The sequence below is a fragment of the Roseibium marinum genome (assembly GCF_002906165.1).
Lineage (GTDB): Bacteria > Pseudomonadota > Alphaproteobacteria > Rhizobiales > Stappiaceae > Roseibium > Roseibium marinum.
The window spans coordinates 99,107-113,893 of record NZ_PPCN01000011.1 but is presented as its reverse complement, the minus strand read 5'-3'; the positions used below and the strand labels follow the sequence as shown (position 1 = coordinate 113,893).

Sequence of the window (14,787 nt, the reverse complement as noted above, 5' to 3'; positions counted from 1 at the left end):
GCATTGCCTTGCGCCGGACCGGCCCTGATGCATCCACGCATTCAGATGAACGCGGACAAGATGAACTAACGCTCTGAAAGATGACCCGGGCCGTCGGCTTCACTATCGCTGTTACCCCTATCAATAGCAATGAAAGCTCTGACGTTCGGTTAATACCGGCATCCGAAAGAATGCCTATTCACGCGGGGTGGAACTGGCCGCGGTGAGCAGGCGTTCGAAGATGTCGTCAAGAAGCGCTTTCTGCTCCTCGGTGAGGGCATTCTGCAGTTTTGCGGAATAGACCAGGGCTTCCGGGATCAGTTCCTCATACATGGCACAGCCCTCGGGGCTGAGCTTCAGCATTTGCTCGCGCTGATCGTCAGGGTTTCTGCCACGCACGATCAGCCCGCGTTGTTCGAGCGCTGCCACCGCGCGGCTCACCTTGGTCTTGTGCATGGCGGTTGCCTGGCTGATGTCGCGCGCGGTCATGGCGTGATGCTCGCCGAGGGTGGCGACCACCCGCCATTCGGGAACGCCTATGCCGTATTTGCCGGCATAGATTTTCGAAAAGGAGCGGCTGACGGTCTCCGCAAGGTGGTTGAGCCGGTAGGGCAGGAACCTGTTGAGCTTCAGAACCGGCCGGATTTCGTCCTCGCCGCAGGTCTGATCGAGGGGGGGAACGGGGTCTTCGGACATGAGTTGGAAGCTGCCTCGGAAATTTCGTTATGCGCTGTCATACCGGACGCGCGTCAGGACCGGCAGATAAAGTTGCCGTCATCCGGCCACGTTCGATAACTAGCAAGTATAACCAACTGAACAAATCGGAAAAGACAACCAGCGCTGCTTCGGTAAAAACGCGGTAATGCAAGCAAGGTTGACGGAGAGCTTGAGCGTATATAGTCGAAAAGCTGCGATTTAAGCTGACCTATCTGTTGATAAGAAAGGATTAGTTAACGAATTGGAGAATGAAAGTTTGCGAATCAGGGATGGAAACTGAGACGCTGCAGTCAACAGTAAAAGACGTTTTTCCGGATGAAAAGCATGAGAAGTCAGACCGTCAGCCGGCAGGAAAGCGAGACCGCTATGGTAGAGATCAACAACAAGTCCGGCACTGTGCCTGGTGAAAACGGGCGGTTCGAGGAACTCGGACGCGGCTGTTACGCCTACAGCGCGGACGGATGTTCCAATACCGGCGTGATCATCGGCGAAAAGGCGGTGCTGGTCGTTGACGGTCAGGCAACGCCCCAACTGGCGGAAAAGGTTCTCCAGAAAATTCGCGACCTCACGGATAAACCCGTCAAACAGGTGGTTCTGACCCATTTTCATTCAGACAGCTGTCTAGGTGCCCTGGCTTTCGAACCGGGGGAGATTGTCGCCTCCGATCTGACCCGGCGGATGATGGACACGCGGGGCAGTGAGGAGATCCGCGTCTCAAGGCAACGCATGCCGGCTCTTTTTGAGGGACTGCCTGAAAATGCCGGTATCGTCGGACCGACGATGACCATCGCGTCCTCCATGACGATCGATCTTGGAGGACTGGACGTCAGGCTGATGCATCTCGGCCGTGGACACACCATGGGAGACCTTGTGGTCTGGGTGCCGGCCCGCGGGGTCCTGTTCGCGGGCGATCTGGTCCAGAAATCGGCGGTACCCTTCTGCGGCGACGCGCATCTGGCCGACTGGCCGCGCGCCCTTGACCGAATTTCCGCCTTCCGGCCCACGTCCCTCATGCCCGGCCGCGGACGCCCGGCGATCGGCGCTTCCGCCGTTGCCAAGGCCATCGAGACCACGCGGGATTTCGTCACAACCCTGCACGATGCCGCTGCTGCCTGCGTCGTCCAGAGCCTCGGCCTGAAGGATACTTTTCTGGCTGTGAAGGATGCGCTGGAGCCACGCTTTGGATCCATGACCGGTTTTGAATTCAATCTGCCTCTCAGCCTTGCCCGGGCTTATGACGAAGCGCTCGGACTGGATCAGCCCCAGGTGTGGACGCGGGAGCGCCTGGCGGATCTGGAAGATGCCCTGGGTGGCTTTTCCTCCATCGCCCTGTCCGCCGGGGACGCTGCTGAAACGGCCGCGGATACCGAGCCTGAGCCTGTATCTGACCTGGAGGCGGAAGACGCCGCGAACGAGGCAGACGCTGGAGACGGCAAGCGCGAGCTGGTTGCCGACAGCGATTTCGCCGCCTCCCTGGAACAGGCGGACGAAGAGGGTGGTCCGGATCTTTCCGCGCAAGACATCGCCGGGGCGGAAGACGAGGATGGCGAAGCCGCGCAGCCCGAGGATACGGCCGGGGAAGACACGGAAAAGGTTCTGGAAAACGCCCGCTGACAGGCTGCGGCAACCGTTTTGTGTAATTTCCGTATGCGCGCGCCGTCTCGGCGCGCGTTTTGATTTATTTGACGGCCTTGCTTGATCGCCCGATGGCGAACCCCACATGTCACTCGATTCACACCCGGAGGTCCCAATGCGTTTCCTGACCGCAATCGCTCTTGCTCTTGTACTGTGCGTTCAGGGGGCGGGCGCTGCTCTTGCCGCCGATGAACCCGATCTGATCTTCAAGAAATCGACCGTCTGGAAACTCCTGACACCGGACCACAAGCTGGCTACCTACGCGATCGACGACCCGATTGTCGATGGCGTTGCCTGTCATTTCACGGTTCCTGAAAAAGGTGGTGTTACCGGCTGGCTTGGCGTTGCCGAGGAAGTCTCCGACGTCTCGCTCGCCTGCCGCCAGGTGGGGCCGGTTACCATCAAGGAGAAGTTCGAACAGGGCGAGGAAATGTTCCGCCAGCGCCGGTCTTTCGTCTTCAAGAAGATGCGGATCGTGCGGGGCTGCGACATCAAACGCAACGTTCTGGTCTATCTGGTCTATTCCGACAAGCTGATCGAGGGCAGTCCGAAAAATTCGACTTCAACCGTTCCGCTGATGCCCTGGGGCGACCAGATGCCGCCGAAATGCGGTGATTTCCTCACCGACTGAGACGGGAACTGAATCCGGCGCCGCAACGCGGATCACTTCGCTTCCAGGCTTTCCAGATGTTGCGCGACGGGCAGATCCGAACCGGCGCAGAAATGCTTGTAGAGCATCGCCATGATGTCTTTGACAGCTTCGCTGGCAAGTCTGTAGTAAATGGTGGTGCCTTCCCGGCGGGTCGTCACCAGTCCCTGCGCGCGCAAGAGGGCGAGCTGCTGGGAAACCGTCGGCATGCGCAGGCCCGTCTTTTCCGCAAGTTCACCGACGCTGCGCTCTTCTTCCAGAACGAGGCACATCAGGAGAAGGCGCGGAGCGGACGCCATCATCTTCAAGAACTCCGCAGCGGATTCCGCCTTCTCTTCAAGCAAGTCATAATCCATGGAGCAACCTTGCCAAACATGCCGGTAAACTGCAAGCAGGAGCAACCGTTCCCGCTCTGGAGCACCCTGCGGTCCGTACCCTTAGGCGGACAAGATGCTTGAGCACTTTAAAACCGATCAACTTTTCTGATTTCACATCATTCCGTATGAAAGCGGAAAAGTTGATCTGCTGCTGCTTTTATATCCGGCTCGCGGCGGTGACAATGATGTTTCCGTTGCCGCAGCCCGTACCGGACATGAGGCACAGGCTTTTCTGCTGCATTTCCTGGCCGAACGCCTTGGTGCCGTCGGTGATCGCGATAATTGCCGCGAACGGTCCTGCCAGAACGATGGCGAGGAAGATGAGGACAAAAAGGCGGTTCAACATGGTCGTCTCCTGAAGGCAATCCGTTTCGATTGCCCGGAGATTACCGGCGCTGCCTTGAACCCATGCTGAGTGGCCCGTTCAGCTTGCGTTCAGTTATCTAAACAAATTGAAAATATGATAATAATCAATCTGTTATAGCGATCATAGGTTCTGCGTCATAGCCGTTCTGAGGGCGTCCAGCAGAACTTTGTCACGCCCGTAGATGTCCTTTCTGAAATGGGTGGAACCGTCCTTGTTCATCCAGGCGGTCAGATATGTCAGGTGAACCTCGATGGGCGTTTGCGACTTTACGACCTGCCGCTCTCCGCTGTCGCGCACCTGTTCCCAGTATCCGGGAGTGGAATTGACGTCTTGCAACAGAACATCGGCAAGCGCAAAGGGATCGAGAACCCTGATGCAGCCGTGGCTGAACGCCCGTTCGGATCGTGAGAACAGGGATTTCGACGGTGTGTCGTGGATGTAGATGTTGAACTTGTTGGGGAACATGAATTTGACACGGCCAAGGGCGTTGCCGTTTCCCGGGTCCTGGCGCAGCCGGAAGGGGAAATTGCCTCCCGAATAGCTGTTCCAGGCTACCTGAGTGGCGGGAACTTCCCGTTCGTTCTCGAAGATCCGGATGTTCTGCGCGCTCAGCGCTGACGGATTTTTCTTCAGCTTCGGAAGATATTCCTTTGTCGCGATGGAATAGGGCACGTTCCAGAAGGGGTTTATTTCCACGTATTCCAGGCGGTCGGAAAAGACCGGGGTCGCATGATAAGGCTTGCCGACAACGACCCGGGTCGTGTGGACGGTCTTGCCGTCGCGCACCACCTTCAGGTTCTGGTCGGCAAGATTGACGAAGACATAGAAGTCTCCAAGGTCATCGCGCATCCAGCGTCGCCGCTCCATGTTGAGCTCCATCTGGATGAGCTTTTCCTGGATGGGAATATTGATGCGCTCCAGCGTGTTCTTGCCGATGACACCGTCGGTTTCCAGGCCATGATAGTCCTGAAAGACCTTCACCGCCTCGACCAGCGCGCCGTCATAGACCTCGCCGGTGTGATCTCCGGCGCCCGGAATATCCTCTTCCATCAGCCGGGTCCGCAACACGGCGACGCGCGGGTCGCTCATGCCGGGTTTGAGGACGTCGCCGTCCGGGACTGGCGTGAACCCGCCCTCGGCCGCCTTTTTTCTGTATTGGGCAAGCCGCCGCTTCAGCCTGGCGTAATTGTCGGACCGGGGAACGAGGCTTTCAAGAAACGCACTGAAATCGGCAGCTTTTTCCGCCGTTTCAAACAGCGTTTCCGGCTCCGGCCGGTCGGGAAAGAGATTGAGCGCCTGATTGACCCTGTTGGGCTGCACACGGCCGGAGGACAGGTGGGTGGCATAGCGCAGGAACTGAACGGAAAGCTGAAGATCGAACTGGGCCCACTCATCGGGTGTTCGTGCCGTCTCCGACAATTGAACCAGGTCCAGCGGGCCGTAGTTGTTAGGATTGAGCGCATGGTCGTTGGCCGCGGCCATCGCGGCGATCACCAGATGCGCCTTTTCGCTCAAGCCGTTCTGATCGAACCACACAGGGGCGAAAGCCCTGTTGCCGTAGTAACGCGCCAGCCCGTCCGGGATATCCGTGGATATGGCGGCCTGAATCGCTTCCGCGATCGGTGTTTGCGGCTCACCGGCAGCCGGTGGCGCAGCCGTTTCGGCCCCCGAAGCCTCGGGCGCTGCGGACTGTGCCTGCGCGAAACCGGCGGTCAGCGCCGGAGAAAGAGCCACAACGGACACCAACAGCAAAGCAGAAGATAAAGAACGGAACGAACGAATGCATTTCACGGGAAAGCCCCCTCTGATTCCCACGTGCAGAAGACTAGTCGAAGTCGTGCCGGCCGCCAACGCCGCGTTGGCGGCTTTCAGCATTTGCCGGCAATTGCGGTCTTGACCGGCTTCCGTCTTCCGGTCCATAAAGTGGCCATGATGACGGCCACACGGAACATCATTTCGATCACCATTATTTGCAGCTAGCGACACCGCTGGCTGTGGCCGATCCCTCATGGCAAAATTTCCCCTGAGACGGACCGCCCGGCCAGCCGGCCAGGAGACCGTTTGACATGAGCGCCGCCGAGACCGGGTCATCCGGCACTTTCAAGGGTTTGAGGCTCACCAACACATTGACGCGCCGCAAGGAAGACTTCCGGGCGATCGATGATGAAAACGTGCGTCTTTATGTCTGCGGGCCGACGGTCTACGATTTCGCGCATATCGGCAATGCCCGGCCCGTCATCGTCTTCGACGTGCTTTTCCGCCTGTTGCGGCATCTCTATGGCGCGGACCATGTCACTTATGTGCGCAACATCACCGACGTCGACGACAAGATCAACGCGCGGGCGCTCAGGGACTTCCCGGATCTGCCGCTGAATGAAGCCATCGCCGGTGTGACGAAGAAAACCGCTGACCAGTTCCACAAGGACATCGCGGCGCTGGCTGTTCTGGAGCCGAGTTTCGAACCGCGGGCGACCGGCCATATCGGCGGCATGATCGACATGATCGCGGTGCTGATTGAAAAAGGTCACGCCTATGAAGCGGGCGGGGAGGTGCTCTTCGATACGGCCTCCATGCCGGACTACGGCGGACTTTCCAAACGCAAGCTGGACGAACAGATGGCGGGCGCCCGTATCGCCGTCGATGCGCACAAGAAAAATCCGGGTGATTTCGTCTTGTGGAAACTGTCTTCGGGAGACGAACCGGGCTGGCAGAGCCCCTGGGGCCGCGGGCGCCCGGGCTGGCATATCGAGTGCTCGGTCATGAGCGAGCATCACTTGGGCAAGGTGTTCGACATCCACGGCGGGGGCCTGGACCTGATCTTCCCGCACCATGAAAACGAGATCGCCCAGTCCCGCTGCGCGCATGGGACGCAAACCATGGCCAACTATTGGCTCCATAACGGTTTTCTGCAGGTCGAAGGCAGGAAGATGTCCAAATCGGAGGGCAATTTCTTCACCATACAGGAACTGCTGGAAACGGAAAATTTCGGCGGCCGCAAATGGCCGGGCGAAGTGTTGCGGCTTGCCATGGTGATGACCAACTACCGCGAACCGATCGACTTTTCGGTGCGCAAGCTGGAAGAAGCGGAGAACCTTCTGGCCAAGTGGCCGGAACCGGTGGCAACGCAGGCCGGGCCCGCGCCGGAAATCGTCGCGGCGCTTTGCGATGACCTGAATACCACCGTCGCCATCCAGTCCCTGCACGCCCTGGCCGGCGAAGCGGCAAAGGACCCGCAAAAGCTGGCGGTCTATTCCGCCTCGGCGGCTTTGCTTGGACTCTCGCCGGTCAAGGCCGACCTGTCGGGCATCGACACGGCGGCGGTTGAAGCATCCGTCGCGGCCCGTCTGGCAGCGCTCGGAAACAAAAACTGGGCGGAAGCCGACCGGATCCGGGATGATCTGACATCTCAGGGTATCCTCCTAAAGGATTCAAAAGACTCAGAAACCGGCGAGCGGGTGACTACCTGGGAGGTCAAGAGGTGAGGGTCGTTCTGGCGGATAGGCCACATACCCCCCTCTGTCTCCTGCGGGGACATCTGCCCCGCAAGGGGGGAGAGGGGCGTCTGCCGGGCCGCTGTGCTCACAAAGTCCTCGGTGGACTGTGGCAGCGTGGCCGTTCGCAAGGTCTTCTCACATCGAATGAATTAAATTTCACCGGGCGAATGCGGCAAACTCCAGTCTCCCCCCTTGCGGGGGAGATGCCCGCCTTGGCGGGTAGAGGGGGGTATACAGCCTCGGTTCCACACGCTGTCTTCGGGATACAAAAAAGAGCCTGCCCGATGCCACATCAGAAGATCCCCCAAAGTCTCAGAAGCAACGCACGGAAACTCCGTTCGGATATGACGGAAGCGGAGAAAAAGCTTTGGCAAGTTATCGGAGGTCACCGGCTTGAAGGGCTTGCCTTTCGACGTCAGATGCCAATCGCCGGATACATCGTGGATTTCGCAGCGCCAACCCATCGTTTGATCGTTGAGTTGGACGGTTCCCGGCACGGTGAAATTCAAGGTCGAGCCAGCGATGAACGGCGAGACCGAACGCTCCGTTCCCTCGGCTGGACGGTTCTGCGGTTCTGGAATACGGAGGTCGTGACCGATCTCGACGGTGTCTGCCGGAAAATCCTGGATGCCTGCCGCAAGGAGCATTTTTGATGGCGGACAAGTTGAGCGAACTTACCGGCGGCTGCCAATGCGGTGCCGTGCGCTACAGGGTGACGGGAGAAGTCGGCTACCCGCATTTGTGCCATTGCCGCATGTGCCAGAAGGCATCGGGAAACTTCTTCCTGCCGCTGATCGGTGCGGCGAAAGACGAATTTCATTGGACCCGCGGAGAACCTTCCTGGTTCCATTCCTCAAAACCCGTCCGGCGCGGGTTTTGCGGAAATTGCGGCACGCCGCTGTCCTTCGAGACGGTCGGGGACGACTATATCGCCTTCACTCACGGCAGCCTTGATGACGTCGCGGCCGTGACCCCGGTCGAACAGTCCGGTGTCGAGGGGCGGGTGCCGTTCTATGCCGGTCTCTTCTCGTTGCGGGAAACCCCTTCCAGTCGGGACGACCTGCCGGGCGGAATCAAGGATGTGGCGACGACGAACCGGCAGCATCCCGACCACGACACGGAAAACTGGAGCTGTGAAGCTATATGAGCGAGGTTCACACAGGCGGATGCCAGTGCGGCGCGGTGCGGTTCCGCGTTTCCGGAAAGCTTGGCCAGGCATCGATCTGCCATTGCCGCATGTGCCAGAAGGCCTTCGGCGGTTTTTACGCTCCATTGGTCAGCGTCGTGAACGAGACGGATCTCACCTGGACGCGGGCCGAGCCGAAGCGGTTCCAGAGTTCCAATATGGGCGCTCGCGGCTTCTGCCCGGAGTGCGGCACGCCGCTGACCTATGAAGCGCCGGACGGCATCGCGATCGCGATTGGCGCTTTTGACGATCCGGGTGCGATTGCACCGGTCATCCAGTATGGGGTGGAAGGCAAGCTTCCCTATACCGACCACATGGCCGACATCCCGGCCCGCACCACGCAAGAGGACTACGAGGCGGAGGCCTTTCTGGCAGCCATCGTTTCAAACCAGCATCCCGATCACGACACGGAAACCTGGCCGCCGGTTCACCCCGGCGAAACGGAAAACGGATAACAGGACAAAAAGGATCGGTTGCGTTGCGCTTTCGCGGCAATGCGGTTCGATCCAGGCAGGAAACGCCCATGAGCAAGGAACGTCTCTACCTTTTCGACACAACGCTGCGCGACGGCGCGCAGACCAGCGGCGTCGATTTTTCGGTCAATGAAAAGATCGTCGTCGCGGAACTTCTGGAGCGTCTGGGGGTCGATTACATCGAGGGCGGATATCCCGGCGCCAACCCGACCGATACGGAATTTTTCAGCAGGAAGCGGACGGAAAAGGCGGTCTTCACGGCCTTCGGCATGACCAAGCGGGCGGGACGTTCGGCAGCCAACGATCCCGGTCTCCAGGACATCCTGTCCAGCAGCTCCGATGCCTGCTGTTTCGTGGCCAAGGCGTGGGATTACCATGTCCGTGTCGCGCTGGGCTGCAGCAACGAGGAAAATCTGGATTCCATCGCGGACACGGTGTCCGCCGCGGTTGCCGCCGGCAAGGAAGCGATGATCGACTGCGAGCATTTCTTCGACGGTTACAAAGCCAATCCGGACTATGCGCTCGGCTGCGTGCGCGCCGCCTATCAGGCAGGCGCCCGCTGGGTCGTGCTTTGCGACACCAATGGCGGCACGTTGCCGGACGAGATCTTCGACATCGTCACCAAGGTGCAGGACGTCGTTCCCGGCTCGCATCTCGGCATTCACACCCATGACGACACCAGTCATGCGGTGGCCAACTCGCTGGCGGCTGTCGACGCCGGCGTCCGGCAGATTCAGGGAACCCTGAACGGTCTCGGTGAGCGCTGCGGCAATGCCAACCTGATCACGCTGATCCCGACACTCAAGCTGAAAGCCGCCTTCGCGGACCGGTTCGAGACCGGCGTCAGTGACGACCAGCTCAAGGAAATCACCTCGATCTCGCATGCCTTCGACGAAGTCCTGAACCGGTCGCCAGCAAGGCAGGCGCCTTATGTCGGCGAGACCGCATTTGCCACCAAGGCCGGAATTCATGCGTCCGCGATCCTGAAGGATCCGCAGACCTATGAGCATGTCACGCCGGAAAGCGTCGGCAACCAGCGCCGCGTGCTGGTCTCCGATCAGGCCGGCAAGAGCAATCTGATCGGCGAACTCGCCCGGGTGGGCATCAAGGTCGACAAGGCCGATCCACGGCTGGACAGGCTTCTGGCGAAGGTCAAGGATCGTGAGGCGGAAGGCTATGCCTATGAGGCGGCCGATGCCTCGTTCGAATTGCTTGCCCGAAAGGTACTGGGCGATGTGCCGCGGTTCTTTGAAGTCAATTCCTTCCGCGTGATGGTGGAACGCAGGTTCAATGCCATCGGAGATCTGCTCACCGTTTCGGAAGCCGTGGTAAAGGTCGATATCGACGGCGAGACCCGGATGTCGGTCGCCGAAGGCAACGGCCCGGTCAATGCGCTCGACATGGCCTTGCGCAAGGACCTGGGCAAATACCAGTCCGCCATCGAAGGTCTGGAGCTGATCGACTACAAGGTGCGTATCCTCAATGGCGGCACCGGCGCCGTCACGCGCGTCCTGATCGAAAGCCAAGATACGAAGACCCATCGCCGATGGTTCACGATCGGGGTCTCCTCCAATATCGTCGATGCCTCCTTCCAGGCACTGGTGGACTCCATCACATTCGCGCTGCTGAAGGCGAACCCCGCCTGAGGCGAAACGCACAAGTGCAGCTTGATGTCAGAACGGACGAGGGCTGCGTAACCACCTGAAATTAGGTCAACCTTCGTACGTCTAACCGGTTCCGGACGGATTTGCGAAGGTTGATCCAGAAAGGCAGATTTCATGTCGCAGACGGTGCCCGACACCGACGCGCAGGCCGATTTGCGCCAAGGTCTCCTGTTCGGCCTGGCGGCCTATGCCATGTGGGGCTTTCTTCCGGCCTACTACAAGCTGACGGAGACGGTTCCGGCGGATCTCGTCGTCTCCCACCGGATATTGTGGTCGGTGCTGTTCGTCGGGCTGTATCTTTACCTGCGCGGCCGATGGCAGGAAGTGCGGGAGGTCTTCCGCCAGCCGAAGGTGCTCATGGCACTGAGTGCCTCGGCTACCTTCATCGCGGTGAACTGGCTGGTGTTCGTCTGGGCGATTGCCAACAACCAGGTGCTTGATGTTTCGCTCGGATACTTCATCAATCCGCTGGTGAGCATTGTGGTCGGGCTGGCGGTGCTGCACGAGAAACTGTCGCGCGGGCAGGGGATTGCGGTCGCGATCGCTGTGCTGGCTGTGATCCTGCAGGCTATTCTGGCTGGCGGCTTGCCGTGGGTATCGCTTGTCCTGGCGTTTTCCTTCGCCGGCTATGGCTATGTCCGCAAGGTCACGCCGGTCAAGGCAACGCCCGGCCTGTTTGTCGAAACACTGCTGCTGTTTCCTCTGGCCGGGGTCTACATTCTGTTGAACCTGAGCTGGGGAGTGGATGCCCTCGTCCTCAACGACCTGCCGGTTCTGGCGGCGCTTGCGGGAACCGGCATTGTCACGGCTCTGCCGCTGATCTTGTTTTCCTCGGCTGCCCGCAGGGTGCCGCTCTTCATGCTCGGGCTGATGCAATATCTTGCGCCATCCCTGCATTTCCTGATGGCCGTCTATGTCTGGGGCGAACCGCTGGATCAAACCAGGCTGATCGGCTTTGTCATGATCTGGGCCGCGCTGGCGGTTTTCACCTATGACAGCTGGCGGCGTTACCGGAAAAGCCTGCGGAAGGGCGTGACGCTGCCGGAAAAAGTGCTCTAGGGTCTGTGGACACTAAGGATTTGGTCGAGGTTTTGCATCCAAATCTCTTCGAGACGCGGCGGATTTCGGTCCCGACTGCGTCGGAAAGTCCTTGTGGTGGGCGGCACCACTGCGGACTTTCCTCCTGTTCGGACACCGAAATCCGGCTCGCGCCGCGACCCAAACCTAATTGTCCACAGACCCTAAAGATCCGAAACGGAGACAAAGTCGGTGGAGATTTCCTGAGGTTCACCTGAAAGCGACCGGCGCAGCATCGGCAGGATATCCTCGATCCGATTGGCGACCAGATAGGGCACTTCGGTTTCCGGCCGAATATAGCCCTGCGCCCGCATGTGATCGAAAAGTTCAAGCAGCGGTGACCAGAAGCCGTTGATATTGGCGAGCGCGACCGGTTTGCGATGCTGACCAAGTTGCGCCCAGGTCATCATCTCCACGGCTTCCTCAAGCGTTCCGATACCGCCGGGCAGGGCGATAAAGGCATCCGACTTCTGGAACATCAGATGCTTACGCTCGTGCATGTCCTTTGTGACGATCAGATCGTCAAGGGACTCCAGCATGACTTCCCGCTTTTCCAGGAAATGCGGAATGATGCCCGTGACGGCTCCGCCCGCTTCCAGTGCGGAATTCGCGACCGTGCCCATCAGACCGACAGACCCTCCGCCATAGACCAGACGCAGGCCCGCTTCCGCTATGAGCTGACCCAGCCAGATCGCAGCCGCCTCATGTGAGGAATCCGAACCGAAGCTGGATCCGCAATACACACATACGCTTTTGAGTTGATTTTGAGAGACCGTATTCATGACTCAAAGATGTGGCATCGTGACGGGTGAAACGTCAAGCATTCTGTTCGGCGGACCCTGGTCTTCAAGCAGGATTTCTTGCCGCGCCTTTAAAAGGCGGCTATGCATGAAACCTGATGGAATTATGCGACGGCGGCACCAGTCGCTTCGCGCTGAAGGGGACAGTTTCAGGAAAGCGCCGGAGTATCCTTCCGCTTTTCTGATGGGATGAACAATGAACAAGCAGACACTGATCTGGAGTTTGATCGTAGCGGTGCCGGCCGCGGCAGCGGCGGTGGCGGGGTATGTTTATCACGAGACCGGCCGCCTGCCGTTCCAGACGCCCGCCGAGACCGTTTCCACGCCAGCGGCGACCGACAGCCCGGCGCAGGATCAGGCAGCTGTCGGCGATACCCAGCCGCTCGCGGATCAGGCCGGTCAAACAGCGACGGCAGATCCTCAGGATCAGGCCGTTGACAAGGCAGCCGTGAAGGGGCCGAGCTTCGACGTGGTCGGTGTCGAACCGACCGGCGAGACCGTTGTTGCCGGCCGCTCTGAAGCCGGTGCCATAGTCGCGCTGACTGCCAATGGAAAAGTCGTCGGGAAGAGTATCGCCAATGAAGCGGGAGAGTGGACCATCATTCTCGACGCACCGCTGAAACCCGGCGATTATGACGTCGGACTGGAAATCCATGACGAGAAGGGAACTCCCATCGCGCAATCCGAGCAGCGCATTGCGGTTTCCCTGCCGGAAGGCGGAAACGAACAGCCGCTCGTTGTCCTGAACTCGCCGGAAGGCCCGTCCGACATTCTACAGAAACCGGATGCCGGGCAGGACGTCGCCCGGACCGGAAATGCTCCTGCCGCGGGCGAAGAACAGGTGGCCGGGGTCATGGCGAAGCCGGAGGAGACGGAAACCGGAGCATCGGAAACGGTGATAGCTTCGGCGGAACCGGCAACCGGGGAAACCAGGCCCGCTGTACCGGATCGGCAGGCTTCCGCACCCGCAACCTCCGGTCCGGCAACGGATGATGACGGCGCAGGGACGGAACTTGCCGCGGCAACGGCGCCTGATGAGCCTGCTGCCGGTTCGAAGAGCGCGCTTGAGACCGCCGACGGTGAAAAGAGCCCGTTACCAGCGGTTACCGTGAAAAGCGGATCGGCCGGTGATGCGGATACGGCAGCCCCGACCGTTACGGTCGAAGCGGTCGAATCGGAAAAAGACAAGGTTTACGTCGCCGGGACGGGTGCACCCGGGTCTTCCGTCCGCGTCTATGTCGGCGAAGACTTCCAGGGTGAAGCCAAGGTCGATCCCAGCGGAAAATGGCTTGTGCAGGGCACCAAGAACGTTGCCGAAGGGAATGTGGAAGTCCGTGCCGACCTGATCGGAGAAGACGGCAATTCGGTGCATGCCCGCGCGGCCGTGACCTTTGAAAAGGAACAGGACAAGCAGATCGTCCTCACCAAGGTGGTCGCGACCGGCGCCAGCGGCGGCAGCGCAGACCAGGGGGCTGACGTCCGCAAATCCCTGCCGGTGGTCATCATCCGCAAGGGCGACAATCTCTGGCGGATCTCCCGCCGTCTTTATGGCGACGGAGTTCGCTACTCCACCATCTACCAGGCCAACCAGGATCAGATTCGCGATCCGGACCTCATCTATCCCGGACAGGTGTTCCTGACGCCGGAAGGGGATCTGAACTGGCCAAAACCGCCGGCCGACAACGGCTGATTTCAGGCTGGACTTTTCAAAGAAAAAGGACAGGAAACCACATCCGGTTTTCTGTCCTTTTTGTCACACCCCTTGTTTTAGGGGTGTTTCATCGCATATCACCGATAAGACATTTCCGGGTTTCCTGTGCGCGCGTCGCTGTCCGCAGGTTGCCCTGACCAACCACAAAACCGGCTTTCCCGCTGTCGTGCGGCATCGCGTGAAAGCAGATGATATGGGTTTCTTCGAAGGAGCTGAGAAATGAGCGGGGCGGGATCGCCGTCGGAAACCGGATGCGTGGCGTCCAGGGAGGAAATGTCGAGTTGCGAGGAACTCGCAGCCATTTTCCGTGCCTTGGGCCATCCGGCGCGTCTTGCGATCATCAGACAGCTTGCCAGGCAGACCGATGCCTGTTGCGGGGAAATCGTGAGCCACCTGCCGCTCGCCCAGTCGACCGTTTCCCAGCATCTGCAGGTGCTCAAGGACGCCGGTCTCCTGTCCTGCGATACCCGCGGGCGCAATTGCCACTATCTTTTGAACCGGGACAAGCTGCGTCAGGCGGAGCAGAGCTCGAACGAGTTCTGGTCCCGTCTCAATGCCGTGGAGTCCGCCGGGCTTCAGGCGGATGAACCGTTCGGTTCCAACAGAAAATAGAGATTTACAGGCTGCCCCGGCAGTCCGGAGAATTCATGTGACAGAC

The 14,787-nt window shown here is 59.6% G+C and carries 15 protein-coding genes; 10 read left to right on the top strand and 5 right to left on the bottom strand.

Annotated features, from left to right (window positions below):
• Nucleotides 1-174: 174 nt before the first annotated feature.
• A complete protein-coding gene (locus CLV41_RS21360) occupies nt 175-675 on the bottom strand; it encodes a MarR family winged helix-turn-helix transcriptional regulator (protein WP_103224503.1) in 501 nt (166 codons plus the stop codon).
• Nucleotides 676-1,020: 345 nt separating this feature from the next.
• Between CLV41_RS21360 and CLV41_RS21355 the strand changes: the two genes are divergently transcribed.
• Both CLV41_RS21355 and CLV41_RS21350 read left to right on the top strand, forming a co-directional pair.
• Nucleotides 1,021-2,310: an MBL fold metallo-hydrolase gene (locus CLV41_RS21355; protein ID WP_208987654.1), complete on the top strand. Its 1,290-nt coding sequence runs from the start codon at nt 1,021-1,023 to the stop codon at nt 2,308-2,310.
• Between the two features lie 136 nt (nt 2,311-2,446).
• Nucleotides 2,447-2,962, top strand: a complete 516-nt coding sequence (locus tag CLV41_RS21350; protein ID WP_103224502.1) for a CreA family protein — start codon at nt 2,447-2,449, stop codon at nt 2,960-2,962.
• Nucleotides 2,963-2,994: 32 nt separating this feature from the next.
• On the opposite strand, the gene CLV41_RS21345 is transcribed toward CLV41_RS21350, so the two are convergent.
• From CLV41_RS21345 to CLV41_RS21335, 3 genes are all read right to left on the bottom strand, one after another.
• A complete protein-coding gene (locus tag CLV41_RS21345) occupies nt 2,995-3,336 on the bottom strand; it encodes an ArsR/SmtB family transcription factor (protein ID WP_103224501.1) in 342 nt (113 codons plus the stop codon).
• Between the two features lie 178 nt (nt 3,337-3,514).
• Nucleotides 3,515-3,703 carry a sugar transporter gene (locus tag CLV41_RS21340; protein WP_103224500.1) on the bottom strand — a complete coding sequence of 63 codons (189 nt, stop codon included), beginning with the start codon at nt 3,701-3,703 and terminating at the stop codon, nt 3,515-3,517.
• A gap of 141 nt (nt 3,704-3,844) precedes the next feature.
• The gene (locus CLV41_RS21335; protein WP_208987653.1) at nt 3,845-5,458 is read right to left on the bottom strand and encodes a L,D-transpeptidase family protein; all 1,614 of its coding nucleotides are present in this window, start codon (nt 5,456-5,458) and stop codon (nt 3,845-3,847) included.
• Between the two features lie 332 nt (nt 5,459-5,790).
• Here CLV41_RS21335 and cysS point away from each other — a divergent pair, with 332 nt between their 5' ends.
• The 6 genes from cysS to rarD all read left to right on the top strand — a co-directional run bounded on the left by cysS (nt 5,791) and on the right by rarD (nt 11,600).
• On the top strand, nt 5,791-7,206 hold the full coding sequence (cysS, locus tag CLV41_RS21330; protein ID WP_103224498.1) for a cysteine--tRNA ligase: 1,416 nt from the start codon (nt 5,791-5,793) through the stop codon (nt 7,204-7,206).
• Nucleotides 7,207-7,385: 179 nt separating this feature from the next.
• A complete protein-coding gene (locus CLV41_RS21325; RefSeq protein WP_328590050.1) occupies nt 7,386-7,871 on the top strand; it encodes an endonuclease domain-containing protein in 486 nt (161 codons plus the stop codon).
• On the top strand, nt 7,871-8,365 hold the full coding sequence (locus tag CLV41_RS21320) for a GFA family protein (protein WP_103224496.1): 495 nt from the start codon (nt 7,871-7,873) through the stop codon (nt 8,363-8,365). The genes CLV41_RS21325 and CLV41_RS21320 overlap by 1 nt, the downstream gene beginning before the upstream one ends.
• A complete protein-coding gene (locus CLV41_RS21315) occupies nt 8,362-8,859 on the top strand; it encodes a GFA family protein (protein WP_103224495.1) in 498 nt (165 codons plus the stop codon). Before CLV41_RS21320 ends, CLV41_RS21315 begins: the two co-directional genes overlap by 4 nt.
• A gap of 68 nt (nt 8,860-8,927) precedes the next feature.
• Nucleotides 8,928-10,523, top strand: a complete 1,596-nt coding sequence (gene cimA / locus CLV41_RS21310) for a citramalate synthase (protein WP_103224494.1) — start codon at nt 8,928-8,930, stop codon at nt 10,521-10,523.
• Nucleotides 10,524-10,655: 132 nt separating this feature from the next.
• Complete coding sequence (gene rarD / locus CLV41_RS21305; RefSeq protein WP_103224493.1) at nt 10,656-11,600, top strand: EamA family transporter RarD; 945 nt, start codon at nt 10,656-10,658, stop codon at nt 11,598-11,600.
• Between the two features lie 182 nt (nt 11,601-11,782).
• Here the strand turns inward: rarD and CLV41_RS21300 are convergent, their stop codons facing one another.
• Nucleotides 11,783-12,400 carry an LOG family protein gene (locus tag CLV41_RS21300; protein WP_103224492.1) on the bottom strand — a complete coding sequence of 206 codons (618 nt, stop codon included), beginning with the start codon at nt 12,398-12,400 and terminating at the stop codon, nt 11,783-11,785.
• A gap of 214 nt (nt 12,401-12,614) precedes the next feature.
• Between CLV41_RS21300 and CLV41_RS21295 the strand changes: the two genes are divergently transcribed.
• Both CLV41_RS21295 and CLV41_RS21290 read left to right on the top strand, forming a co-directional pair.
• On the top strand, nt 12,615-14,108 hold the full coding sequence (locus tag CLV41_RS21295) for a LysM peptidoglycan-binding domain-containing protein (protein WP_103224491.1): 1,494 nt from the start codon (nt 12,615-12,617) through the stop codon (nt 14,106-14,108).
• 240 nt (nt 14,109-14,348) lie between these two features.
• Nucleotides 14,349-14,741 (top strand): ArsR/SmtB family transcription factor, encoded by a 393-nt coding sequence (locus CLV41_RS21290; RefSeq protein WP_208987652.1) that lies wholly within the window; start codon nt 14,349-14,351, stop codon nt 14,739-14,741.
• Nucleotides 14,742-14,787 lie beyond the last annotated feature (46 nt).